We start from the raw sequence: 23,976 nt of genomic DNA on the forward strand, positions 1-23,976 counted from the left end.
TTGGGCGGAAACTTTAAAAGGAGCGACCAATGGATTGGCTGTGCCGTCAAGGTCACCGAGGCGTTTCACTGCTATTGCCCAAGCTGTTCAGCCAGATGCTGGGCTATCAACAATAAGGATTTGCAGGCCTATGCTGACAACCGCTCGGGATTGCGCCATAAAACAAAAGCCCTGATGTTTCCATCAGGGCTTTGCAATTTGGCGGTGAGGGAGGGATTCGAACCCTCGATACGTTGCCGTATACACACTTTCCAGGCGTGCTCCTTCAGCCACTCGGACACCTCACCAAATTTTGGTCTGTGGTTTAACGTGTTCAGCCAACACGGTATTCGCTGCGCTGTTGCGCTGGAACGGGGCGTAATGTAAGGGATACGATGGCTTTTGGTCAATGCAATTTTTTACTTTTTGCGTTCGTTTGCTCAATATCCGAACCAAGTGACCAAAAATATGCCATTTCATATCCCTTTCAATCAATTTACTGCCGCTTCGTGCAAATGTTCACCTTTGAGCGCCTCTTCCAGCGAGCCGTAAAATTCCAGCTTGCCGGGCTGCGGCCGCACCTTGGCACGGGCCAGGGTCTTGAGCGGTTGGAACTGCAACTCGGCCACCCGCAACTCGACACCGGCTTTAGCCATCTGCTTGCCAAAGTGGAGGAAGGCAGACAGGCCGCCCGCATCGAGGATGGAAACCGCCTCCATCTGCAACACCAGCACCTTGTGTCCTTTCACTTGCGCTTCCAGCTCGGCAAAGACCCGTTCGGCCGCTGCGAAGAAGAGCGGACCGTTGATCTTGTAGAGCAGGCCGTTGTCCGGCACCTCATGGGCATAGTGCTTGTGCTCGGCCAAATCGTGCAGTTTGGTCATCTTGGCGATTTCGCGCATAAAGAGCAGGGATGCAAGGATCACCCCGAAGGTGATGGCGATGACCATGTCGAAAATGACGGTGAGCGACAGGCAGACCAGCAGCACCAGCACATCGGATTTGGGGGCGCGACGGATCAGCTCCACCACCTTGTGCGCTTCACTCATGTGCCAGGCCACGATGAGCAGCAAGGCAGCCATGGCTGAGAGCGGCAACCAGGAGAGCCAGGGGGCCAGCACCAAAATGGCGGCCAGCACCACCAGCGCATGGACGATCCCCGAGACGGGGGACGTAGCGCCGGCACGCACGTTGGCCGCCGAGCGGGCGATGGCTGCAGTCGCGGTGATGCCGCCAAAGAAGGGGGCGAAGATATTGCCAAGCCCCTGCCCCAGCAGTTCGGCATTGGAGCTGTGCTTGCGGCCGGTCATGCCGTCCAGCACCACGGCGCAGAGCAGCGACTCGATGGCTCCCAGCATCGCCATGGAGAAAGCGGCGGGCAGCAGCCGCTCAACAGCCGCCAGGTTCCATTCAACTGGCAAGCCATCCGGTCCGGGCAAGGCCCAGGGCATCACCAGAGTTGGTGCGATGGGCGGGATCCCCATCCCTTGAGTGCCATCGGCCAGGGTATAGCTGAACTTGCTGCCGATGGTGGCCACATCCACCCCGAAGTAATGGAGGCCAAAACCCAGACCTACCCCGACCAGCACCGCGGGCAGGTGGCCGGGCACCGGCAGACGCAGGCGCGGCCAGAGCAGCAGCACGGCCAGCGTTGCGACCCCCACCAGGGTATCGCCCCACTGCCAGCTTGGCAGGGCGGCGGTCAGCGCCTCGACCTTGCCCAGATAGGTTTCCGGCATCTCGGGCACGCTTAGGCCAAAAAAGTCCTTGATCTGCAAGGTGGCAATCACGATGGCGATACCACCGGTAAAACCCAGCGTCACTGACGGGGGAATGTACTCGATAAGGCGGCCAAGACGGGCCATCCCCATCGCCACCAGAAAAAGGCCGGAGATGAGCGTCGCCATCAACAGACCACCGACCCCGAACTGCTGGGCGACAGGATAGAGGATCACCACAAAGGCAGCGGTCGGGCCGGAGATGGAGTAACGGGAGCCACCGGTCACGGCGATCACGATACCGGCAATGATGGCGGTATAGAGACCGTGTTGCGGCGGTACACCGCTGGCGATGGCCAGCGCCATGGCGAGCGGGATGGCGATGATGCCCACCGTCACACCGGCGATAAGATCACGGCCGAAGCGGGCCATGCTATAGGGTTCATCAATACAGGACTGGCGTAAGGCTATGGCGAGCTTCACGCTATTTAAAGAGGCTTGCTTGTGCATGTATATCGTAATACCAGAAGAGGGAGATAAAGGCCGGAGAGATCCGGCGCCCGATCATCATCAAGGGCCGGCAGGGCTGTCGACGCGGCGATGGTATCCTGCGTAACCTTACTCCAGACGGGCCATTTTTTCGATGGGCAGGATCAATGAAACTCGCCCTTACCCATTATTTGGCCTATTTGCCGCCAAATCGCCGATCTTGACTCCAGCTCTCCCCTTTTTAGCCACAAGGATTACCATTTGAGCCTCACTTAGTTGCCAGCACGTTCGCGACATCATGCTGGCATCATCAGGTTGATGCGAACCGAGCCAATAACCCCTGCGCCGGTTGGGGGCGGTGATGGCAAGAGACTGATTGTGCTGAAAATAAACCGCAAAGCACAACTTTTGGGCAAACAGTCCGAAAATCCGGTTTTCGGGAAATTCGCGGGTTGACACCCGCCGCCCTGGTCATTAATATTCGCCCCGTCTTAACGAGACAGGCAATTCCTCCTTAGTTCAGTCGGTAGAACGGCGGACTGTTAATCCGTATGTCACTGGTTCAAGTCCAGTAGGAGGAGCCACTTTTCCCTCGTAGTTCAGTCGGTAGAACGGCGGACTGTTAATCCGTATGTCACAGGTTCAAGTCCTGTCGAGGGAGCCAAATACTGTTCCGAGAAGGAACGAGAAAGACCAGAAACCCGCATTCCGAAAGGCTTGCGGGTTTTTTGTTGTCCGAAATAGTTCGGCGAAGTTCGCCAAGAACCGGGGTCATTGGTACCATGAATGGTACCAGCGAACACCAACGCCAATTTTCATTGGCGCTTCTCGTTGTATTAGTGTCATGGTTGATGCTGGTACCACGAGCACAACTCGTGGTACCAAAACAAGGCAAACATAGTCAACGCTGGTACCAAGTCAGTCATCATCAAGGAGGATAATGAGATGGCTAAAGATCTGCTGAGCGACAGCAAAATCAAGGCGGCAAAGCCCAAAGAAAAGGACTACACCCTGTCAGATGGTGAAGGGCTACAATTGCGAGTCTCTGTGCAAGGTTCCAAACTTTGGGTGTTCAAGTACTATCGGCCCGCAGATAAAACTCGGACCAATATGAGCTTCGGCTCTTATCCCGAAGTTCCCCTCGCCAAGGCTCGAGAACTAAGGCAAGGCGCCCGCAGCCTTCTAGCTCAAGGCATCGATCCGAAAGCTCACCGAGATGAACAAGCTCAGGCTGCGGCTGACCAACAGGCAGCAAACTCAGCAACCTTCGAGCGTATGGCGGCTAAGTGGCTCGAACTCAAAAGTCATTCTGTTACCCCTCGCTATGCGTCTCATGCCTGGCGAACTCTGCAACTTAATATCCTTCCCCACATTGGTTCACTACCCATCGATCAGATCCGGGCACCACAAGTTATTGAGTTGCTTCGTCCGCTCGAAGCGCAGGGCAAGTACGAAACAGTGCACCGTCTGTGCCAACGAGTTAATGAAATTCTCGACTACTGCGTAAACCACGGTCTGCTTAATGCGAACCCATGTACTGCCATACACAAAGTATTCAAGAAGCCCGCTGGGCAACACATGCCAACCATCAAGCCATCCGAACTACCTCAGCTCATGGCTGATATAGCTAATGGCAGCTTGAGTAATACGACGCGTGGTCAGATCGAATGGAGTCTTCATACGCTGGTACGCCCGAGTGAATCGGCCGGTACTCGCTGGGATGAGATCGATTTTGACGGCAAGGTATGGAACATTCCGGCCGACAGGATGAAGATGTCTCGTCCGCACCGAGTCCCGCTAACGGATCAAGCTATAGCTCTTCTTGAGTTCATGAAGCCCATTAGTGGACATCGTCCATTTGTATTCCCCGGGGATCGAGACCCTCTTGGCCACATCAACCCACAAACTGCAAATGCGGCACTTAAGCGGCTTGGGTATGGGGGACGTCTAGTTGCACATGGCCTACGCTCTCTTGGGAGTACCATTCTGAACGAGCACGGCTTCAACCCCGATGCCATCGAAGCCGCCTTGTCGCATGCTGACGAGAACGAGGTTCGCCGCGCTTATAACCGCTCAGATTACTTTGACCAAAGGGTGACGATGATGAAGTGGTGGAGTGAGCATATAGAGCAGGCAAGTCATGGCCATGTGCCCCTCTCCTCTGTCAAAAAGACCGTGAGTCTTGTACACCGCTAACCCCGTTCTTCCCCCTACCTTCCAATGCCAGTCATCAACTTGACTGGCATTTTTTATTCCCCCCTTTATGACTGAGCATCTTGCTGGATGCCTTCTTGTTGGCGTCGTCAATGCATTCCAAAAACAAATAAAATATCACCATTCAATGAAAATAATTCATATAAAAGTGGTGTTCTAGTAGGACGATAGCATTTGCGGGTCGGTGGTTTACTGAGCGCACTGTACGGCCCCGGACCATGCCGTACCTTGACGAACCGCTACGCAAGGAGCTCAGTATGAAAACTAAAAGCACTCGTTCGACTCATATCAAAGAGGCCGAGCACCTCCACGCAGCCCCACATGCCAAGCCGCTCTCATCCACTGAACCCTCCTTTCGCTTCTTGGATATCAAAGAAGTGCTGGCTTTAATCCCTGTCAGCAAGACAACGTGGTATGACGGTATTCGGAAGGGAATCTACCCGAAAAAGTGCAGCCTCGGTGGTCGCCGCGTCGCTTGGCGCAGCTGTGATATCGAGGACTTGATGCAGAAGTTGGTCGGGGGGATGTAACCATGACCACCGCCCTCTCCTTGGAGGACTCAATGATTGCCATGGGCGTGAAGCCATCACGCGCATTGAGCCCTACACCTGGTCAGGTCCTCCGCTTTCATATTCAAGGGGACCGCCCAGGTACACGCAATGGTTGGTTGATCACCGACGAGTTGGGTAATCACGCCGCTTTTGGCTCGTGGAAGACGGGAATAAAGTGCGTATGGCGGCCAATCGGACCCGCAATACCAAGCTATATACGTGCCCAACTCACTCAGCAGGCAAAAGCTGCTGAGGCAAATCGGCTTGCCGAGGCCCAAGCAAAGGCGCTCAAGGAAGCCAAAGAGATCTGGGGGGCAGCCGAGCCCCCATACCAACACGCTTACCTTGCACGCAAACAAATCTCAGGGGTCGGTGCTCGTCAGTTTGGTAACCGGTTGATAGTACCGGTCTTCAATGCACGCTCCCAGTTGTTGAGCTTGCAAGACATTGATGAAAGCGGGAATAAGCGCTTCCATCGGGGTTTGTCACTCAAGGGCGGGTTCTTACTCCTTGGCCCTTCACCCAAGTCCGACGCCCCCGTATTGCTTTGCGAAGGCTATGCAACCGGGGCCACGCTGTTTGAGAACCTCGGCATACCGGTCGCCATTGCATTTTCTGCCGGTAACCTGCTCGAGGTCGGCCGTATCATTCGCACGCTCTATAGCAGCAGCAAGCTGTGGGTGTGTGCAGACAACGATCATGCCACTGCTGGCAACCCCGGACTAACCAAAGCGCGTACAGCAGCATATCAACTGCACGGCCGCTTGATTGTGCCACCGACCATCCCCGGTATAACCGACTTCAATGACCTCTTCTGCCTTAACGGCAAAGCCGCACTGTTCGCGAGTGTTGAGGCCGCTCCTCCAGCCCATTAAATCCGGTGTCACGGCGTCACTGTGTCACAAACACCAACGAGACCGGATCGTTCAACCAACTTTATACAAAGGAATATCTCATGAATACAAGGCGTTACGAGCTGAAGGTTGAGCCCTTCCAGTTAGGTCCCATTGAGTTTCAAGATGGACTCTACTGTGTCACCACTGACAAAGGTCAAGACGATGTGTGGAGCAGGATCGGTGCTCCACTCTGGGTAATCGCCAGCGGGAGCGACACTGCTGGTCTAGGCTGGGGCATACAGGTCAACTGGTATAGCCCGGATGGCCGGCCGCAGGAGGCGTTTATTCGAGATGTTCACCTGCTGTCTGACGGACGCGAAGCGTTGATGAAGCTGATGGACGGAGGCTATCGCTTCAACTTGGGTATGAAGAGACAGCTGATTGACTATCTCAACTCGAAGCCCACTGACAACACGCGTATTCGGCATGACCGGCTAGGCTGGATCCCGGATACCCACATCTTCATGTTTGGAGATGGGGCTGTGGGATATGCCAATGCGGTCAAGTATATCTATACCGGTCATACCCCAATACAATCCGACGTGGCAGGCACCTTGGACGAATGGCGTGATGAAGTTGCGGCGCTGTGCCTTGGCAACAGCCGCTTGCTATTAAGTACCTCGCTTGCTTTCGCTGGCCCCTTGCTGCGCTTGACCAATCAGAGCAGCTTTGGCGTCCATCTGGTGGGGCCATCCTCAATCGGCAAGAGCACCGCCATGCTGGTTGCAGCCAGCGTGCTCGGCAAGCCTGCCAACAAGATCCAGACGTGGAATGCTACCAAGGTGGGATTGGAAACCACCGCGGACTTGTGCAACGACAGCACCCTCTTTCTGGACGAGATCGGGCAGGCAGACCCTCATGTTCTGGGCGACACCATCTACATGCTGGCCAACGGTGAAGGACGAGCTCGTGCCAATGCCGATCTGTCGCGCCGTGCCAAACTACAATGGCGAACAACCTTCCTCAGCAACGGGGAAGTTGACTTGGAGCACAGCCTCGCCTCGGTCGGTAAGCGTCACAAAGCTGGCCATGATGTCCGCATGATCAATATTGAGGCCGATACCGACCGCCATGGCATCTTCGAAGAGTTGCATGGCCATCCGAGTGGAGCCTCCCTCTCCAAGACCCTCGCAGAACGTACTACCCGGTATCATGGCGTTGCCTTCCGCTCTTTTGTTGAAGAGCTGACCTTGGACATCGATGGTGCTCAGGCATTCGTTGACGAGCATCGCGCTGACATGATGCGACGGCTTGGAGCCAAAGAGTGTGATGGCCAAGTGCAAAGGGTGGCCGATGCATTCGGATTGATATCGGCTGCAGGTGAGTTGGCCAACCGCTTCGGGATCACAGGTTGGCCTGCGGGTAGTGTAGCAGCCGTTGTCGAGCAACTATTCCGCAAGTGGCTCGCAAGGCGTGGTACAAGCGGATCCCTTGAAGAAGCAAACATTATCGAGCAGTTGGTCGAGCTACTCGAACGCCGCAGAGGGCAGTTCCTTGCCGATGGGCCGAATGTCACGAAGCTGGGAGAGACTTACGGCTACACGACCTCTCTCGAACTGCACCTCTATGTGGATGGGTTTAAACAAACCTTCATCGGTTTTAACGCCAACTATGTCCATAAGGTGTTGCGTAAACACGGCATCCTCACACATGGCACCGGCCGCGACCTGCCCCGACACAAGAAATCCAGGGTGTATCAATTGTCGTTGGACAAGATAGCGGACGCCCACGACAGGCTGTTGTCGGAACAAGGAGGAGAGTAAACAACAGGGGCCGCAGAACGCGGCCCCTGTTGTTTGTGGTTAGTGTAGAGGTGATTGTGGTTCGTCAGCCCCCTCCTCTTCAAGCCAATGCTGCCGCTTGTGTGTCAGTTGAGCGACCAGCTCTTCCTGCGACCATACCCTCTCTCGCAGGTCGGTCTCGACTCGCCCTCGCAGTTGCTCAAAGAAATATTCATCCGCGATGGCCATCAGATAGGCCAGCTCCAACACCTCATCACCGTTGAGCGAGACACGACGAGCCTTTCGCTTGGCACTCACGCTCACCTTCTCTTCCCGCTGGCTGTGACTAACATGGAGCCCAAGGAGAGACGGGTTCAGACCGGAGATGATGCGCTCGCTCAATCCCCACTTGATGCTATCCATCAACGGCTTGCCCAGAATGCCCCCTGTTGCCACCGTCAGTGACGCGACAAACAGGCTGAAGTCCAACAACTCCTCCTTGGTCAGCTGACCGTTATCCAGCATCCGCTGGATCGACCGACCCGACTTGCCAAAGAGTCGCTCTATGAGATCGAGATTCACTTTCATGATGATGTCCTTTGGTTTTGGCACTATTGCCGCCCCAAGATTTAAGTCCCCCTTTAGGGGGACAAATGGCCATCAAATGCAATTGATATTTATTCCCATCAAGTTGGGTGTAACTTCATAAGTTCATGAGAGATATTGGGCCACAGGTCGATTGATGCGGCCCTGCTCGACGGGATCTCGAATGCACTGCCCCTCCTCTAGGTCATGCCAAAGATGGGGTTCGTTTCCTATTATAGGAAACGAACATTCGAGCAATTTCAATTGGTTACCATACCTAGCAGCGGTCATGACAGCACACTCACCCGCAGAGGATGAGTCGAGGGTGAGTGTGGCTATCGGTTGCACAAGGGAGAAAAACCGGTACCGACGGGGTGGTGGGGGTGGGTCAAATCAAGATGGGGGGGCGGGAGGTGTCCCCGCCGCCGCGCATGTGGAATGAGTCACCGAGACCCGTCTACATTCGCAGCACTTTTCCAAAACGTCCTACTACAGCCAAGTAGCTGCTTCATTGTGTCTTGGTTACCTCGCCACCGGCAGGTCCTCCCAGCGGGTGGTGTAGCAGGGGCTCAGGTGCTCTTGTCGCATCATCCACTCAGGCGACCCCGTGCCTTGGCTGGCAAAGCCTACTCGCCCCAATCCCTTGGCTTTGATCTGGTCCATCACGGCCATCAGCGCGTCCGATTGAGCGGAGGACGGGGCAAACAGGTCAGCCTGTTGCTGCCCCTTGGGGGTGAACTCACTCAGCATGACCCCACCCTTCTGATAGCGGTAACCGTCGCGCCAAATCTGCGGTAGCAGCACGTTCACTTGCTGCAGCAGCAACCGGGTATCATCGCTAGGGCAGACCAGCCGGATGCCCGCCTGCTCACTGTAGTAAGGGGCTCGTTCATCAAAGGGGCTGGTTCGCACGAACAGGTGCACCCGCTGGCAGCACATCCCCTCGGCCCGCAGCTTCTCGGCTGCGCGAGCCATAAAGCCTGACAACGCTTGGGCCATTTCTCCACGGTCAGTCACTCGCTCACCAAAGGAACGGCTCGAGAGGATCTGCAGCTTCGCCGCCGGTTCAACGGTCAGCTCTGCGCAAGGCAGGCCACGCAGCTCCTGTACGATCCGCTCGACCACCACGCCGTATTGGGCGCGTAACCCTTTGGCATCGATAGCCACCAGGTCAGCCACGGTGTTGATGCCTTGTGCCACCAACTTGGCCCCCAAGCGCCGTCCTATGCCCCACACCTCGTCCACCGGGGTGATAGCCATCAGCCGGGCACGGCGCAGCTCGTCACGCAAGTCCACGACGCCACCCGTGGCAGGCCACTTCTTGGCTGCATAGTTGGCCAGCTTGGCGAGGGTCTTGGTGGGGCCTATCCCAACCCCTACCGTTAGTCCGGTCCACTGCCACACTCGCTGCCGGATCTGTTGTCCATAGGCTGTCAGGTCCCCGGCAAACGACTCCGACAGTGACAGGAATGCTTCATCGATGGAGTAGACCTCCAGCTCGGGGGCCATGGTCTCCAACGTGCTCATCACCCTGCCAGACATGTCTCCATAGAGCGCGTAGTTGGAGCTGAATGCCACACCGCCATGCGCCTCGAACTGCTTGCGGATCTTGAAGTAGGGCCCGGCCATCTTGATACCCATCGCCTTGGCTTCGGGGCTGCGCGACACCACGCATCCATCGTTGTTGGAGAGCACCACGATCGGGCAGCCACGCAGCTCAGGGCGAAACAACCGCTCACAGCTGGCGTAGAAGTTGTTTACATCAACGAGCGCTATAGCCATCACGCAGCCTCAGATTGCCAATCACATGGGTGACCACTCCGAACAACTCCAGGGAGAGGCTCATACAAGGGTCGATAGGCGAGAACGCCGGATTGGCTGGCAACAGCCGCAACCTCGGCTTGAGCTGCAAGGTCTTTACCGTGAAGCCGCCATCGAGTAGTGCAATCACCACATCACCATGGCGCGGGGTGAGGCTCTTATCGACCACCAGCAAGTCACCGGGAAAGATGCCGACCCCGGTCATGCTCTCCCCCTCGGCACGCAGATAGAAGGTTGCTGCAGGGTGGGCCACGCAGTGGGTGTTGAGGTCCAACTTCCCTTCCAGATAGTCGCTGGCTGGGCTGGGAAAGCCGCAAGAGGCGCGGTGCAAAAACAGCGGGATGGTCACCTCGGCGGGTGATGGGTCTGGGGTTAACAACTTCATGGCAACAACACCTGTATTTATATACAGCCATTATAGCGCACCACCTTTGAACCAGCGCAAGTCCCGCATGCCAGTGATGGCATACCATGGCGCCAACAAATAACAAAGAGGCCAGTATGAGTCACCATCTGTGTGCCCTACCGAAAGAACAGCAAGAACGGGTCGAGGTCGAGAAGGCCGCCGCATATGCGGTATGGAAGGAGCGCAACGGTCACTTGGTCAGCGCAGAAAGCGAAGCGAACCAACATCAAGGTGAACTGGGTCGCTACTTCCTTGAAAAGGTCGCCTACTTCAAGTCTCGCTGACCTTATCAACATGTTCATCGGTGGCTATGCAGGTCACCGCATTCCAAACAACTTAACGAGGTACGTATTGTAACGGCATTGGGGTTTACAAGTCTCAAGTCGTAGTTGTCATTGAAGGCTGCCAGCTGAAACTCTCGATACCTGATGTCAATGAACTCCACGATGACGGGTGTGATGTCATAGACATCGTTTTAAATTCCTTCTAGATGACTCACATTGTGCACACATGCCCCTATTACTCGCTATATGTGTACCTTTAAGTATTCCCTAATGTAACGAAAAACCGAACCTATACTAATAACAAAGCCAATAAAAAATACAATTCTCCAATAATAAAACAGCTTCTCTTTGGAGGACTAATCAGATGAGTCACCACTCTCTTATTAAAGTAAATAATACCGCAACAATAACTAAATAATCAGGCATCAACACGGTAGGAAATTAAAGTAACACCAAAACACATGATTAATTAAAATTTCATGTGTTCATTGAAAATTCATGGTCACCATCTTGTATAGTTAAGGGGGCCCATCCCCTCAAACGCACTTCTTCATACAACCTGCTAAAATAGATAACAAGGCCAAGTCATTCATAAAAATCAGCTTTATTGAGAATCATTCAACACCATTCATGAATCATTTCAAGAGGAGAACAGCAAAATGGAGGCTCATATCTGGAACAATAAAGACAATTTGGTTCTCTTGATTGTAGAAGACTACGCGCTTCACCGCACCATACTGGTCAGTATGCTTAGCAACATGGGTTTCCAACATATTTTAGAGGCAGAGGATGGGTTTGATGCGCTGGAGGTTTGTGAACAAAACTGCGTCGACATTCTGTTCTGTGATCTAAGGCTCCCAGGAATGGATGGCATGGCACTACTACGAAGACTTTCCTCTAAAGAATTTAAAGGAGGAATCATTCTTTCTAGTGTGCTAGAGAACGATGTGGTCGATGCAGTATTGCGAATGGGAGCAGAATTTGGTCTGCAAATATTAGGTAAAATTGATAAACCGACCAACCCTTCTCAGCTAGAAGCATTAATCGGCCGTTGGTCACCAGTATTAACCGTTTTATCCGATAAGAAACAAGAGCCACGAATTACCAATATTGACCTGGAATATGCGATTCAGCATGGACAGATACACCCATGGTATCAACCCAAGGTTGACTTTTTCACTAGTGAATGGTGTGGCATTGAAGTGCTTGCTCGGTGGCTTCATCCAACATATGGGATGATACCACCGGATCTATTTATACCACTGGCAGAAAAACATGATCTAATGCACCCACTTACCGAGATGATTATTCGTGATGCCCTTTCACAATACCATCAGTGTGCCAAAGGCAAACCATCATTAAATATGGCTCTAAACTTATCGGCTAGTTCAATTACTGATAAAAGCTTGAGTAATTTTCTGCTACTACATTGTGGATTGAACCAGATCCCCCCTCAGAAAATCACTCTGGAAATTACGGAAAGTGCGTTTACTGAAGATATCGGTCAAGCACTTGAAGTATTAACACGGCTAAGAATGCATGGGTTCGGTATTTCTATTGACGATTTTGGCACAGGATACTCATCACTACAGCAGCTGGCTTTGCTCCCTTTCACCGAGTTAAAACTTGATCGTACTTTTGTCGATCACTGCCATAACATGCCATCACATCTAGCTATCATAGAAACAAGTATCAAGTTGGCCAATAACCTTGGACTAAAAACAGTGGCCGAGGGCGTAGAGAATATAGATACGTGGCAAATTCTAAAAAAACTGGGCTGCGATATATGTCAAGGTTATATTGCAGGAAAAGCGATGCCATATCATGAATTGAGTGGTTGGCATCTAAATTGGAAAGCCAAGTCAGTAACGTTAAATTCTGGATTCGAGTAAACTTAAAATAAAAAGACCCCTTGCATTTTTAATCCAGGGGTCTGAAAAATACCTCAATTATAGTATGAAGATTTAAATCACCCTTCATTTCTTCTCTTATTCAATTACGCCTTTACTCTCCTGCCAATATAAAATCCCCTGTTTTACTTGGCCATAAATATCATTAACCTGATCCAGCGATCTCGGCATAGACCCACTCAAATTGGGTGCTTGTTCCCACTCGGTGCAACATTCAACAAGTTGATCAGCACCGATGATCCTTGCACCACCTTTGATTCGGTGCAAATAATCGAGAAAACGCCGGCTATCATTATCGTTACTAGCCAATGTCAACATAGCGATATCATCATCCGTAGCCTTCAAGAACTCTTGTAGCAAAGGCAACATAAACTGGGTATTTCCGGCTGCTAATCCCCCAAGCACCTGGTCAATCCGTTCAGCTATTGCTGCACTAGTCGTCACTTGTGCATCATTACCCGATGGTCGTGGATCATGCTTGGCAAGACAATCTCGAATCTGATCCAGACTGACAGGCTTGAATAAACAATCATCCATGCCTACTTCGATCGCATGCTGGATCTGCTCTTGTCTCGCATCGGCGGTCAACCCAATAATAACTGTCCGTTCTCGTTGCTCGTCACGCTCTTGCTGACGATAGCGCTCAGTAAAATCAAGGCCATTTATATCCGGCATATTAAAATCGGTAATAATGAAATCGAAGCGTTGATCCACTAACTGCTGTAAGGCATCCCGACCGGACTCAGCCATCGTAACCTCGTGCCCTAAAAAGGTCAGTTGTTGATTCACCAACAATCGATTAGTTGGATGATCATCGATAATCAGAATTCGACTGCTGCGGGTGGCAATAGCTGATATGTCACTCAACGTCGGGAGTGATGGCCGCACCATAGCAGAACTGCCAACTATTGGTAACCGCAGTGATATCAGGACCCTTGTACCTTGACCCGGTTCGCTCATCAGTTCGAGACGCCCCCCCATCATTTCGCACAGGGTACGACAAATCATCAAACCGAGCCCGGTACCAGAACGATACTCATCTTGGGACTGTTCTACCTGACTGAAAGGTTGAAACAAACGAGTTTGATCATCCTGGCTTATCCCTATCCCGGTATCCGTAACGTTTATCGTCACTACACACTCGTCATCCTCGCTTAATAGTGTAAGAGCAAGATCAACGCCCCCTCTATGGGTGAACTTAATCGCATTGCTGATCAAGTTTGATATGATCTGTTTGTAACGCATCGAGTCGATCAAAACCGTCTGTTCATCATCGATGGAACATGTGAGGTAAAGCCCCTTTTCTCGTGCATTCGCTGAGAAAACATTAATTACTGAGCGGCTAAGTTCAGCAATATTATGAGGAGCAGGAGATAGCTCAAGCTTGCCTGATTCAATTTTTGATACATCAAGGATATCCCCAATCAATCCCAGCAATTCTTTCGAAGACTTGAGTGCAATTTCGATTGAATCATTCGCCTGTGCACTAATACCACCTTTACGAAGGGTCAATTCAAGCAAACCGATTATTGCATTCATTGGTGTGCGAATTTCATGACTCATGGTCGCAAGAAATGTTGTCTTGGCCCTATTAGCATATTCTGCACGTTGTGAGGCTTCTGCCAACTCCTCCATCAAGCGATGACGTTCACTGATATCTAGCCAACCACCAATAATACCACTGACTTCATCGGATAGATCATGATAGATATGCAACCAATAATAAACATGAAAGGCTCGACCATCCGCAAGTTTCAATAAGTGATCATTATTATAACTAACCCCATTTTCATGAAGCTTACGGTAAATCTCTCGAAGATCTTCTTGTGATTGTTCCGATATCGGCAGGTTGGCAATATTTGTGCCTAACATCCGCTCTTTTTCAACCCCAACAAAGCTACAGTAGCTTTTATTACATAGTATGAAGTTGTTATCTTTATCTCGAGCGAATACAGGATGCGGAATACTGTCAACCAGATCGTCCATGAATTTAAGCTGTTGCTTTAGCGCGAATTGAGCACGCTTTCTTTCATTGTTTTGGCGGCGCAAGATCAATGCCCATGACACAACTATCAATAGTGTGACGGTTGCTGCAACAATCTCCAGCCAGAATTGATGAAACACATCATTCAAGGTCAATATATCTTGCTTGGCGCTGACTCGCCAACGACTGGATAATACTTCCAGTTCATCTGGTGGAATTGATGCAATAACTTTATCCAATATTTCAATCAGCGCACGATTATCTGGCCGTGTTGTGAAGGCCGCTGCCACCGGCTGTGAGTCATAAAGTTCCCCTCCCACAGCAAGTGAATCGGTATGATTACTGTTAATGAAATATTGAGCAGGCCGCAATGGCACAATCGCAGCGTTACATAGCAGATTGGCAACGCAAGCCAATGCATTGTCGTACTTGTCAAAATAGGTGACTTTCAGATTATCGGATTGGTACTCTTCAACCAATTTTTCCGCTACGGTACTCTTTACCAACGCTAACGGACCATCATTTAGCACACTCTCAACATCTGAATACTTATCGTAATTTTCCTTTCTGATCACATAAACCAACGGATCCAACACAATCGCTCTGCTGAAAACCAAAGGCTGGCTATATTTTCTATTGGGGCTGCTAATGGTCACATCAGCATCACCGGATTGCACAGCATCCAACTGATCCCGCAAGTTAGTCATGACCGCCAACTTGACATTAATCCCGAGCCGTAGCCGAATTGTTTGTATCAGGTCAGCCAAGATGCCTCGAAAATAGCCATCCTGATCGACGAATCCCATCGGCGGGATCCGGTCATTTACTGCCAAGGTGATCTCTTTCTTTTGCGCCAGAAATGCCTTTTGGGCAGCGGTCAGATTGAGCGACTCACCAACCAGCGACACCCCACCTCCAGCCCAGCGTTGATAAATAGCGTTGATAGATGTAGCCGGAATGATGTCGATGGCTTTGTTGATTAATTGCTGGAGGAGTTTGTTTTCGGGAGAGAGGGCAAATGAGAAACCGTAAGAGTTGAATGGTATCGTTTTTCCGAATTCAACATTCTCCAGATAGAATTTGTTGACTAAAAAGTTCCCAGATAACAAGTCGATCAAAACCGCATCATTTCTTTTGTAGGCCACACTGGCCAAGGCACTGTAACGCCCTGAATAATGAATGACTTTTTTATCATTGAACAAGGTGTTGAAAAATTCGTCTGGTAGGTAATCTTGTGGCACCGCAACAGATTCAACGTCATCTACCTGTATGCCCTGGCGAATAAAGAGCACAGGGGTGTCGCTAATATAGGGCTTGGTGAGTAAAAAACCCTGAAAAGATTCATAGGTGTTTGCGGAACCAATAAAATCTACTTCTCCACGCCTGATTGCCTGCAATGCAGCAGAGCGTGTCTCATAGCGCTTGGCGATGACAGGGATGCCAAAGGTGGCAGAGAGCAACCCCACGATGTCTGCCGTAACCCCTTCATAGTCACCGGACATCAGAGATATATCGAGAGGTGGATTGTCGGGGGCAGGCACGGCCAACACCAACTGCTTTTTATTGTGCAGCCATGTCTGTTCGGCGGTATTAAAGGGCGTCACGGCTCGACTGACAGGGACTGGCTCACGGGAAAATATTGGAATTATGGTCTGATCCGTTTTTTCTGAAGCGACAACAGTGGAGCAAGTGATAAAAAAAAATAGCGTCAAGATTTTTTTCATGGCTCAGACCAGATTATGGCGTTTGGCAAAGTTAAGTAGATCGACAATATTGTTGAGCTGTAACTTGGTCATCAGCCTTGTTTTATAGGTACTAATTGTTTTTTCACTTAATACCAAATCGTTGGCAATTTTCTTGTTATTATCGCCTCTTGCCAAAGCCATCAGCACACTCATCTCACGCATTGAAAGCGTCTTCAATACCTCTGCACTGTCGATATCTGACTTGCCGGCAGCATCAAAGCGAAGGGCTTGGTCAAATAACACATAGCCAGCCAGCACCTGCTCCACCACAGAAGAGAGCTTGGTGAGATCATCAAGCTTGGAGACAAAGGCGGAGACCCCCAGTTGAACACAGCGGGTTTTGACGTGGTCGCTGTCATGGGCACTTAACACGATAATTCTTGGTGACATGGCCAGCTCGTGGCAGCGCTTGATTACATCAAAGCCATCGATACGGGGAATATTGATATCGAGCACCAGGATATCGGGCGCTTGCTGGCGGATCTGCGCCAGAGCATCGATACCATTATCAAATTCACCCGAGATCTGGTGGCCCTTACTTTTTAACAGGATGCCTACGGCCATTCTGATAGCCGGATGGTCATCCACAATCATGATCGTTGCCATGCGATTCCTTTATCAAGCCAATAGTAAAGCCAGTAAGTTATTGATTGTAACCTAGAACATTATCGATAAGGGGGCAAGTCAGCAGTCGGATGGTACCTGCCGACCTGTGGTACAACACTTAGCTCAACAACATTCTGGTCAAGAGATTGTGCCCCTTGAACCGGTGCACCATCACAGCAGTGATATGCAGCAGCACCACGGCCATCATGGCAAAGGCCAGAACACTGTGGCACTGCAACAAGAGCTGGTAGATGGTGTTAGTGGCCGCTTGTTTGGGATCACCCAACTCAACGAGGTTGGGCAGGGTCAGCCACTCTTGCCAGAACAGGCGCAGTTCGTATCCTTTGGCGTTGGCGGTGGCCCACCCCAGCAGGGTCAGAAGGATCACCCCGTACTGCAAGAACAGATGCACCGCCTTTTCAAGAGCGTGCTTGAGCGGATGATCCGCATTGATTGAACGGGGTCTCTCAGCGCGGTGACTTAGGGAATTGCAGATTCGCACCACAGTCGCCAGCAGTAAAAAGAAACCGACCGTCTCATGGCCGATAAATGTGGCAAACACTGTATCTTTGGTAAAGGGGAGATGGAAGGTTTTAACACTCCAATAAAAAAGAGAAAAAAATATAACCATTGTCATCAAGATAGCTATAAGCCAATGAAAAACAATCATTGTGCCGTGATATTTTTTCACCAACATAAACTCCACCAATTACATTATTACTAACCATAAAAATGAATATACTGCAATGATATTTAAATCAGTCAATTCCTACTATCTAAATGAAACTCAGTAATAACCCCCCTATAAATGACAGCAAATTAATTACAGAATTAAAAACAGCACGATTATCTTTAATAGTAGACCGTTCCTAAGTTATTGGTCTTTGACATTACCATACCTCTATTTCTTCAAGCTCTAGCTATACCTACCTTTTACGAGTTTAGCATAACGAAATAATTCGTAAGCACCGTTGAATAACCAGGGCAGCGTTGTTTATTGTTTCAATTAATCTTCCTGTTTGTTTAGTGCTTGGTGTTGGCAGCCCATCAGTAGATGGGCAACCTATTTATGACAAGACGATTTACGAGACCTTCATCTCCTGACCGTCACTGTGCGGTGACGTGAACACGGAAGGTGTAACCCTGATCCGCACCGGTCGTTGTGTAGCGATCAAAGGAGCCGATATCGCTCCAGTTCACGCCATCATTGGTACGTTGCCACTGGTAAGTCAGCCGTGAACCGCCAGTCAGTTGCTCATCACCCCGGCCGGTTTGTCCGTCAACCTCTCCTTCCAGGCGCACATGGGCATAGAGGATAGTACCCACCGGAGCATAAGCCGGTACATCGTTACCACTCTGGTCAGTCACCCGCACACCATCGCTTGCGATCTGCCCAGCAGCAAAGTTCACATCAGCCTGTTGGCTGGAGCCCAGCAGGGATGCGGTTACAGTAACGCTGGCAATCCCGGTATGTCTCACCTCGATGCGGGCAATACCGTTCACATCAGTGATGCTGGTTGTTCCCGAGAGGCTGCCGGCAGTGGTGGTCCACTCGACGGTCACACCGGCTTTCGCATTGCCCGCAGCATCGACTACTGCCACTTGCAACTCGTTGCTGTCAATACCATTCGCTACAGCGTTATTACGTACCACAGTCAGGCTGTTATCACTCAACTTCATACCACCATTAAGCGGGTCGTTCGGGTCGAGCGGATTGCTGCCGTTGTCTACTTCGGTCTTGTCATCAATGCCGTCACCATCGGTATCCTTGTTCTCCGGATCGGTACCGAGCTGGCTTTCCTGACCGTTGGTCAGGCCGTCACCATCAAGATCCCCGTCCGGATCAGCCACCGGGTCGTTCGGGTCGAGCGGATTGCTGCCGTTGTCTACTTCGGTCTTGTCATCAATGCCGTCACCATCGGTATCCTTGTTCTCCGGATCGGTACCGAGCTGGCTCTCCTGACCGTTGGTCAGGCCGTCACCATCTATATCCCCGTCCGGATCAGCCACCGGGTCGTTCGGGTCGAGCGGATTGCTGCCGTTGTCTACTTCGGTCTTGTCATCAATGCCGTCACCATCGGTATCCTTGTTCTCCGGATCGGTACCGAGCTGGCTTTCCTGACCGTTGGTCAGGCCGTCACCATCAAGATCCCCGTCCGGATCAGCCACCGGGTCGTTCGGGTCGAGCGGATTGCTGCCGTTGTCTACTTCGGTCTTGTCATCAATGCCGTCACCATCGGTATCCTTGTTCTCCGGATCGGTACCGAGCTGGCTCTCCTGACCGTTGGTCAGGCCGTCACCATCTATATCCCCGTCCGGATCAGCCACCGGGTCGTTCGGGTCGAGCGGATTGCTGCCGTTGTCCACTTCGGTCTTGTCATCAATGCCGTCACCATCGGTATCCTTGTTTTCCGGATCGGTACCGAGCTGGCTTTCCTGACCGTTGGTCAGGCCGTCACCATCAAGATCCCCATCAGGGTCAACAACTTCAGGTCTGGTTCGGTTTTGCAGTACCTCAAGGGCGCTATACGCACTGACCTCGTTGCCCTTGATGTCACGAACAATGACTGTGATACCGTATAAATTGCTGCCTTCGGCTTCAAATACGGGCAACTCGGGCAAGCGCAGCGTGGTCAAATCGGCACCGCGCAACTGCGCTGCCGGAATACCAAGCTTGTCAAACAAGGGGCTCTGCCAAACAATCTCGGCAACAGGGTGTTTGCTGCGTAGCTCCTGCACCGAAATATCAAACGGGCTGCCTTCGAACCCACTCAGCTGTTGCGGTAATGCCACAGACATCAGTTGTGCCTTGGTATATTCGAGAACAATCTGGTTGTTACGCTCGACCAGGTCATAGCGCATGCCGCGCATGGACTTGTTGACCTTGCGGCCATCCAACATGTTGTTGAGTGACTCGCCCAGACGCCATTCAAGATTTAACCCAAACTGGCTGTTGCTCTGACCACCGGATGCTTCAGTGTGCTTGACATCAAATTTGACCAATGGAACGGGCTGATACCCGACCCCCAGGGTAATGGCATGGGGATCTTTCTCCAGCTTCTGGGAGCCCAAGATATCCACCTTGTCACCAAAATACTGCTCTGCGGTCACAGAGCCTGACAGTGCCGGATGCGAAGGCAGATAGGCCTGAATGTTGACATCAATACCACTGGCCGCACGGGACAAGTGATCTTCGATCTTGTCGCTCTCTTTCCAGGAACTCAGCGGTATATAGCCGTTGGCAGACATCTTGAGATTGTCACGCCATGCTTCTGCACCAATACCGGCACGGGACGCGCGCTCGGTGAAATCCTGGTCATAAAAGGCGTTGTAACCGAGCATCCAATCTTTGGTGAAATGGCGCTGGCCGATACCAACGTTCGCGGTAATGTTGTCATTGCTGGATTTTCTGACCCCAGCTTGTACAAACGGCATGCGCGACTCGCTTTCTGCGAACGGCATCAGCACATCAAGGGATGACTCGGCAAAATTCATTTCATCGTCGAGAGCAATCTTGGCTCTGGCGGTCCCCTTGCCTACCAATTCCTGAGCATACTGGTTGGCTTCGGCCTCAAAACCTGAGACAGCTTGACGTTTCCAGTACTGCGCTTCCTCTTTGGCGCCATAGGATGAACCTGTAACAACAGATGCATTGTCAGCATTACCATACGTCTGGCGTGCAAATTTATCAGCCAGGGTCTCATCAACCCCAGCCTCATCGTTGGTTGCAAACTGGGTTGCAATGCGCGCAGCATTTTCCGCAGCGTAATCGGCAACGGATTTAGCGCTCTCATTACTCGCTGTCAAATTGAGAGGATTTTTGCCGCCCAGCTCAGGAAGAGCCACTGCTGCTGGCACCATTATTTTTTGGCCAACTTCGAGGGGGTGAGTTGCCAGCCTGCTCTCGTTCATGGCAAGCAGAATATGAACAGCTACACCATGAGCTTTGGCAATACCACTCAGGCTGTCACCTACTTTAACGGTGTAACTATTCTGTGAGGACTGTTCCTGACGTTTTTTCGTTTCAGGTATTGCACCAGCAGCGTATGCAATCGGCAATACAGCGTTATGTCCAATAAAGAGGTAAGCCCATACCAGTTGATAGACGCGGCTTTTCTTAAACATACTTAAAACTCACTTCTGTTGTTGCAATATATGTCAGCGGTCCATCAATTGGAGAATCCATGTCAGCTATCATATAGAAATGGACGAACATGCGATGTAGGAAATCACCTATAGCGATGTAGGACCCGCCTTATGCGATTAAAACTACAATCCACACCTTAAAAGTGACCAGTATGTTGTTTTATGTTCTTAGATTTCACAAAAAAAATTAAGTCTATTCCTACAAGGGTTTTATCTTTAAACGTGGCATTATTTAGTCGCGTAACACATATCCCGTGCCTGGCTGACAAGTTGCGCGTTTAATAAAGTCAGATCATCGACTTTATCCAGCCATTTTGGCCGCCGCCAGGCGGCTTTTTTTATGCATAAAATCTTGATTATCATTTCTATACATTCTAATATTCATCAGTCCGCTCTGCTGAAACAGCATCAACCCACCTTTTAATTTCTTGCCAGACACAAGCACTCAAGTAGCATTTCGCCACTTATCCTTATGCTGCTTCAAAAAGTGTGGACAAATAAAAAGACCGCCTCGAGCGGTCTTTTTTTATTCATATCGTCATCAACTAACACAGAGATAATACTCATTGTTTATCGAGTAGGTTCCGTTAGTATTTCCATTATCCAGTCTGAACGCCCAGTGTATGGCTCCTGCCGTGTGAACCTCTGATGTCCAAAATGCATAGATGTTTGTTGGCCAGCCAATAGCGGAAGATATTTTATTGGCTGGGTAGGCATTATAGAGAAGCTGATACTCGGCCCTTGTCGGCAGTCTCATACCAAGCTGCTGGCACTTTGTTGTAGCACCACTCTGGGAAGCCAGTTCGCCCGATACTGCAGAACGGTAAAAAGTAAGCGCCCCCACTTTCACTTTTAGATGCGCTACTTTCCATACTACTGATGCCCTCTTTTTACCCAGATTTGCCAACCCACTCTGAGCCATCGGCTCAACCTCTACAGCCAGCTCTTTATTGAGATCGCTCTCTTTCACCATGTATTGGCGTGCCGTTTCACCGGCCATAGCAACGCCGTTGACGTACCACTGATAGCGACTGGCTCCCTCAAGGTCTCCATCCAGATCTTCATACAGGTAACTGGCAGAAACCGCTGTTCCTGGCCCAGCCAACTGACCACGGTTGACCTCGATATTGGTAACCTTGGGTATCCGGCCAGTCGCCAGTTCAGTCCAGTCGCTACCACCTTGTGTTGCTTGCGGATAGCCCCGTGGGGTAACCGCACGCGCCGCAACGTAATAACTTACTGATTCAGACATCTGTCGTGCATCGCCGTATGAGCAAGCGCCCTGACCAGACGGCTCAGAACACCAGCGTGTCTGGTAAGTGATCTCGTCGCCATCCGGATCAATAGAGCCGTCAACGCGATCCACGCGAAGATACTGATCTTGTGTCATGGCTTTAAATGTAATCGCAGGGGCTGTTGGAGCACCGCGCCCATAAATGGCTGCCGTCGAATCACTCTCCTTGGCTATGGCTGAGTGACCTGCCAGCACAAACAATATCAGGCATCCTATCTTTGACCGGCGCAGGGTTGGGTGTAAACGCTGTGGTAGTGTCATGGTTTCTCCCTTGGTTAAACTGTCGCAATATGAACTTATTGCCAACCCGTATGTTGATAAAAAAGGCCCGGTATACACCGGGCCTCCTTGCCGCTTTTGTGATTTGTAGCGATATTACTTACCGTTGGCGTCCACGCGGAACTTGTAACCCTGATCTGCACCGGTGGTGGTGTAGGTGGCACTGGTTGCACCATCAACATTAGCCCAATCTTCCGAACCATCCAGCGCACGCTGCCATTGGTAAGTGGCATCAACACGGTCAAGTTTCTCGCCAGCACCGTCATCCAACGTCACGGAGGAGTGCAGAGTGGTCCCTACGACAGGGTTGCCGGTGATGGTTGCACCAGTCGCATCCACTACCTTGACGTCGATTGCAGCTTCAACCACGTTCTCCACAGTGATGGTGATAGTGATACTGTCCTGCGCCCCTGTAACCGGATCGGTTACCGTGACCTCAACTACGTAGGTACCATTACCATCCGTATCAAGCGGGTTTTCAGCATCTTGCGGCTTCAGCGTCAGTACACCGTTGTCGTCAATGGTGAACTGACTACTATCATCGCCACTCAGGCTCCACTGCAGATCACCACCGCTGTTGTTGTTGGTGACCGAAGAGCCAACATCAACCTTGATCTCCTGGTTTTCGGGGCCACTGCCGTTACCTGCGCCGTCAAGACCAATGGAGCCCGGGATACCAGGATTTTCAACAATGGGGCCTTCACCACCGATCTCCAGATCTCCGGCCGCAATCATAATTTCATTGGAGAGGCTATCTGCTGAGTAACGGGTTGCTACCGGGAAGCTTCGCTCGTCTGCAACGGCACGCAGCTTGAGAGTCAGCTTCTTGCCGGCATCAGCAGGTTGCGGGGTATAGGCGGGAATAGCATCAACGCTGCCAGCCAGCTGCTCGGCACCGACATCAACACCATCCAGTTGCCAAACGTAGTACCAGTCGGTCAGTGCATCACCATCTGCATCGGCAGTACCCGGAACCATTGGCAGAGTGACCGGCACACCGACCACCCCCAGCCCAGTGATTTCCGGTGCGGCGACGACGGTGATTTGACGACCATGAATGGGGCCTGCGCTATTGGTTGAGACCAAAGCGCTCGCGCCGTTACTGACCAGCGTAGCCAGCAAAACGGCAGCCAAGGTGGTACGACGAATATGGTGAGCAGGAGTTACAAACTTTTTCATGAATAGAGACCTTGTCGGTTACATCAGCAGCCAAAAGACAACTGCATTTTGTTAACTATCGCGAGGAGACTATCCCTGGTTCACTGCCCCGAAGATGGGCTTGATACTGTTTGCACTATTTAACCTGTTAGATGAGGCAAAACACAAACAACTCTGTATCCGGCTGGAC

General features: G+C 51.3%; 17 protein-coding genes and 3 tRNA genes. 8 read left to right on the forward strand and 12 right to left on the reverse strand.

What is annotated here, in order from left to right; translation table 11 throughout:
* Positions 1-199: 199 nt before the first annotated feature.
* Both I6L41_RS08000 and dauA read right to left on the reverse strand, forming a co-directional pair.
* Positions 200-287 (reverse strand) — tRNA-Ser (locus I6L41_RS08000).
* Positions 288-470: 183 nt separating this feature from the next.
* Positions 471-2,207, reverse strand: a complete 1,737-nt coding sequence (dauA, locus tag I6L41_RS08005; protein ID WP_216963211.1) for a C4-dicarboxylic acid transporter DauA — start codon at positions 2,205-2,207, stop codon at positions 471-473.
* Positions 2,208-2,694: 487 nt separating this feature from the next.
* Between dauA and I6L41_RS08010 the strand changes: the two genes are divergently transcribed.
* The 6 genes from I6L41_RS08010 to I6L41_RS08035 all read left to right on the forward strand — a co-directional run bounded on the left by I6L41_RS08010 (position 2,695) and on the right by I6L41_RS08035 (position 7,610).
* Positions 2,695-2,770, forward strand: a tRNA-Asn gene (locus I6L41_RS08010).
* Positions 2,771-2,774: 4 nt separating this feature from the next.
* Positions 2,775-2,850: transfer RNA gene (locus tag I6L41_RS08015), tRNA-Asn, on the forward strand.
* Positions 2,851-3,131: 281 nt separating this feature from the next.
* On the forward strand, positions 3,132-4,382 hold the full coding sequence (locus tag I6L41_RS08020; protein WP_005361190.1) for an integrase domain-containing protein: 1,251 nt from the start codon (positions 3,132-3,134) through the stop codon (positions 4,380-4,382).
* A gap of 275 nt (positions 4,383-4,657) precedes the next feature.
* Entirely contained in the window at positions 4,658-4,930 is a 273-nt protein-coding gene (locus I6L41_RS08025; protein WP_139460606.1) for an AlpA family transcriptional regulator, read from the forward strand.
* Between the two features lie 2 nt (positions 4,931-4,932).
* Positions 4,933-5,826 (forward strand): toprim domain-containing protein, encoded by an 894-nt coding sequence (locus tag I6L41_RS08030; RefSeq protein ID WP_157188046.1) that lies wholly within the window; start codon positions 4,933-4,935, stop codon positions 5,824-5,826.
* A gap of 80 nt (positions 5,827-5,906) precedes the next feature.
* The gene (locus I6L41_RS08035; RefSeq protein WP_005361201.1) at positions 5,907-7,610 is read left to right on the forward strand and encodes a DUF927 domain-containing protein; all 1,704 of its coding nucleotides are present in this window, start codon (positions 5,907-5,909) and stop codon (positions 7,608-7,610) included.
* A gap of 39 nt (positions 7,611-7,649) precedes the next feature.
* On the opposite strand, the gene I6L41_RS08040 is transcribed toward I6L41_RS08035, so the two are convergent.
* From I6L41_RS08040 to umuD, 3 genes are all read right to left on the reverse strand, one after another.
* Entirely contained in the window at positions 7,650-8,156 is a 507-nt protein-coding gene (locus tag I6L41_RS08040; protein ID WP_005361211.1) for a hypothetical protein, read from the reverse strand.
* A gap of 519 nt (positions 8,157-8,675) precedes the next feature.
* Positions 8,676-9,935 carry a translesion error-prone DNA polymerase V subunit UmuC gene (gene umuC / locus I6L41_RS08045; protein ID WP_216963214.1) on the reverse strand — a complete coding sequence of 420 codons (1,260 nt, stop codon included), beginning with the start codon at positions 9,933-9,935 and terminating at the stop codon, positions 8,676-8,678.
* Positions 9,916-10,359 carry a translesion error-prone DNA polymerase V autoproteolytic subunit gene (gene umuD / locus I6L41_RS08050; protein ID WP_139746934.1) on the reverse strand — a complete coding sequence of 148 codons (444 nt, stop codon included), beginning with the start codon at positions 10,357-10,359 and terminating at the stop codon, positions 9,916-9,918. Before umuD ends, umuC begins: the two co-directional genes overlap by 20 nt.
* Before the next feature lie 116 nt (positions 10,360-10,475).
* On the opposite strand from umuD, the gene I6L41_RS08055 reads away from it, so the two are divergent.
* Positions 10,476-10,664, forward strand: a complete 189-nt coding sequence (locus I6L41_RS08055) for a DUF3283 family protein (RefSeq protein ID WP_216963218.1) — start codon at positions 10,476-10,478, stop codon at positions 10,662-10,664.
* 659 nt (positions 10,665-11,323) lie between these two features.
* Positions 11,324-12,556, forward strand: coding sequence for an EAL domain-containing protein (locus tag I6L41_RS08060; protein WP_216963221.1), 1,233 nt, complete (start codon positions 11,324-11,326; stop codon positions 12,554-12,556).
* A gap of 96 nt (positions 12,557-12,652) precedes the next feature.
* Here the strand turns inward: I6L41_RS08060 and I6L41_RS08065 are convergent, their stop codons facing one another.
* From I6L41_RS08065 to I6L41_RS08095, 7 genes are all read right to left on the reverse strand, one after another.
* On the reverse strand, positions 12,653-16,282 hold the full coding sequence (locus I6L41_RS08065; protein ID WP_216963224.1) for a transporter substrate-binding domain-containing protein: 3,630 nt from the start codon (positions 16,280-16,282) through the stop codon (positions 12,653-12,655).
* Between the two features lie 3 nt (positions 16,283-16,285).
* Positions 16,286-16,909 (reverse strand): response regulator transcription factor, encoded by a 624-nt coding sequence (locus I6L41_RS08070; protein WP_139405446.1) that lies wholly within the window; start codon positions 16,907-16,909, stop codon positions 16,286-16,288.
* 118 nt (positions 16,910-17,027) lie between these two features.
* Complete coding sequence (locus I6L41_RS08075) at positions 17,028-17,600, reverse strand: cytochrome b (RefSeq protein ID WP_216963228.1); 573 nt, start codon at positions 17,598-17,600, stop codon at positions 17,028-17,030.
* A 416-nt stretch (positions 17,601-18,016) separates the two neighbouring features.
* Complete coding sequence (locus I6L41_RS08080) at positions 18,017-21,034, reverse strand: inverse autotransporter beta domain-containing protein (RefSeq protein ID WP_216963233.1); 3,018 nt, start codon at positions 21,032-21,034, stop codon at positions 18,017-18,019.
* Positions 21,035-21,356: 322 nt separating this feature from the next.
* The gene (locus tag I6L41_RS08085; protein ID WP_180342858.1) at positions 21,357-21,494 is read right to left on the reverse strand and encodes a hypothetical protein; all 138 of its coding nucleotides are present in this window, start codon (positions 21,492-21,494) and stop codon (positions 21,357-21,359) included.
* 102 nt (positions 21,495-21,596) lie between these two features.
* Positions 21,597-22,610 carry a DUF823 domain-containing adhesin gene (locus I6L41_RS08090; protein WP_139405449.1) on the reverse strand — a complete coding sequence of 338 codons (1,014 nt, stop codon included), beginning with the start codon at positions 22,608-22,610 and terminating at the stop codon, positions 21,597-21,599.
* Positions 22,611-22,724: 114 nt separating this feature from the next.
* Entirely contained in the window at positions 22,725-23,807 is a 1,083-nt protein-coding gene (locus I6L41_RS08095) for a cadherin repeat domain-containing protein (protein WP_216963236.1), read from the reverse strand.
* Positions 23,808-23,976 lie beyond the last annotated feature (169 nt).

Source organism: Aeromonas sp. FDAARGOS 1411 (genome assembly GCF_019047125.1).
In the GTDB taxonomy this organism is placed as follows: Bacteria; Pseudomonadota; Gammaproteobacteria; order Enterobacterales; family Aeromonadaceae; genus Aeromonas; species Aeromonas veronii.

Bases quoted from the DNA above. Each gene is read 5' to 3' on its own strand.
- dauA (WP_216963211.1), bottom strand. From the start codon at position 2,207: ATGCACAAGCAAGCCTCTTTAAATAGCGTGAAGCTCGCCATAGCCTTA.
- I6L41_RS08020 (WP_005361190.1), top strand. From the start codon at position 3,132: ATGGCTAAAGATCTGCTGAGCGACAGCAAAATCAAGGCGGCAAAGCCC.
- I6L41_RS08025 (WP_139460606.1), top strand. From the start codon at position 4,658: ATGAAAACTAAAAGCACTCGTTCGACTCATATCAAAGAGGCCGAGCAC.
- I6L41_RS08030 (WP_157188046.1), top strand. From the start codon at position 4,933: ATGACCACCGCCCTCTCCTTGGAGGACTCAATGATTGCCATGGGCGTG.
- I6L41_RS08035 (WP_005361201.1), top strand. From the start codon at position 5,907: ATGAATACAAGGCGTTACGAGCTGAAGGTTGAGCCCTTCCAGTTAGGT.
- I6L41_RS08040 (WP_005361211.1), bottom strand. From the start codon at position 8,156: ATGAAAGTGAATCTCGATCTCATAGAGCGACTCTTTGGCAAGTCGGGT.
- umuC (WP_216963214.1), bottom strand. From the start codon at position 9,935: ATGGCTATAGCGCTCGTTGATGTAAACAACTTCTACGCCAGCTGTGAG.
- umuD (WP_139746934.1), bottom strand. From the start codon at position 10,359: ATGAAGTTGTTAACCCCAGACCCATCACCCGCCGAGGTGACCATCCCG.
- I6L41_RS08055 (WP_216963218.1), top strand. From the start codon at position 10,476: ATGAGTCACCATCTGTGTGCCCTACCGAAAGAACAGCAAGAACGGGTC.
- I6L41_RS08060 (WP_216963221.1), top strand. From the start codon at position 11,324: ATGGAGGCTCATATCTGGAACAATAAAGACAATTTGGTTCTCTTGATT.
- I6L41_RS08065 (WP_216963224.1), bottom strand. From the start codon at position 16,282: ATGAAAAAAATCTTGACGCTATTTTTTTTTATCACTTGCTCCACTGTT.
- I6L41_RS08070 (WP_139405446.1), bottom strand. From the start codon at position 16,909: ATGGCAACGATCATGATTGTGGATGACCATCCGGCTATCAGAATGGCC.
- I6L41_RS08080 (WP_216963233.1), bottom strand. From the start codon at position 21,034: ATGTTTAAGAAAAGCCGCGTCTATCAACTGGTATGGGCTTACCTCTTT.
- I6L41_RS08090 (WP_139405449.1), bottom strand. From the start codon at position 22,610: ATGACACTACCACAGCGTTTACACCCAACCCTGCGCCGGTCAAAGATA.
- I6L41_RS08095 (WP_216963236.1), bottom strand. From the start codon at position 23,807: ATGAAAAAGTTTGTAACTCCTGCTCACCATATTCGTCGTACCACCTTG.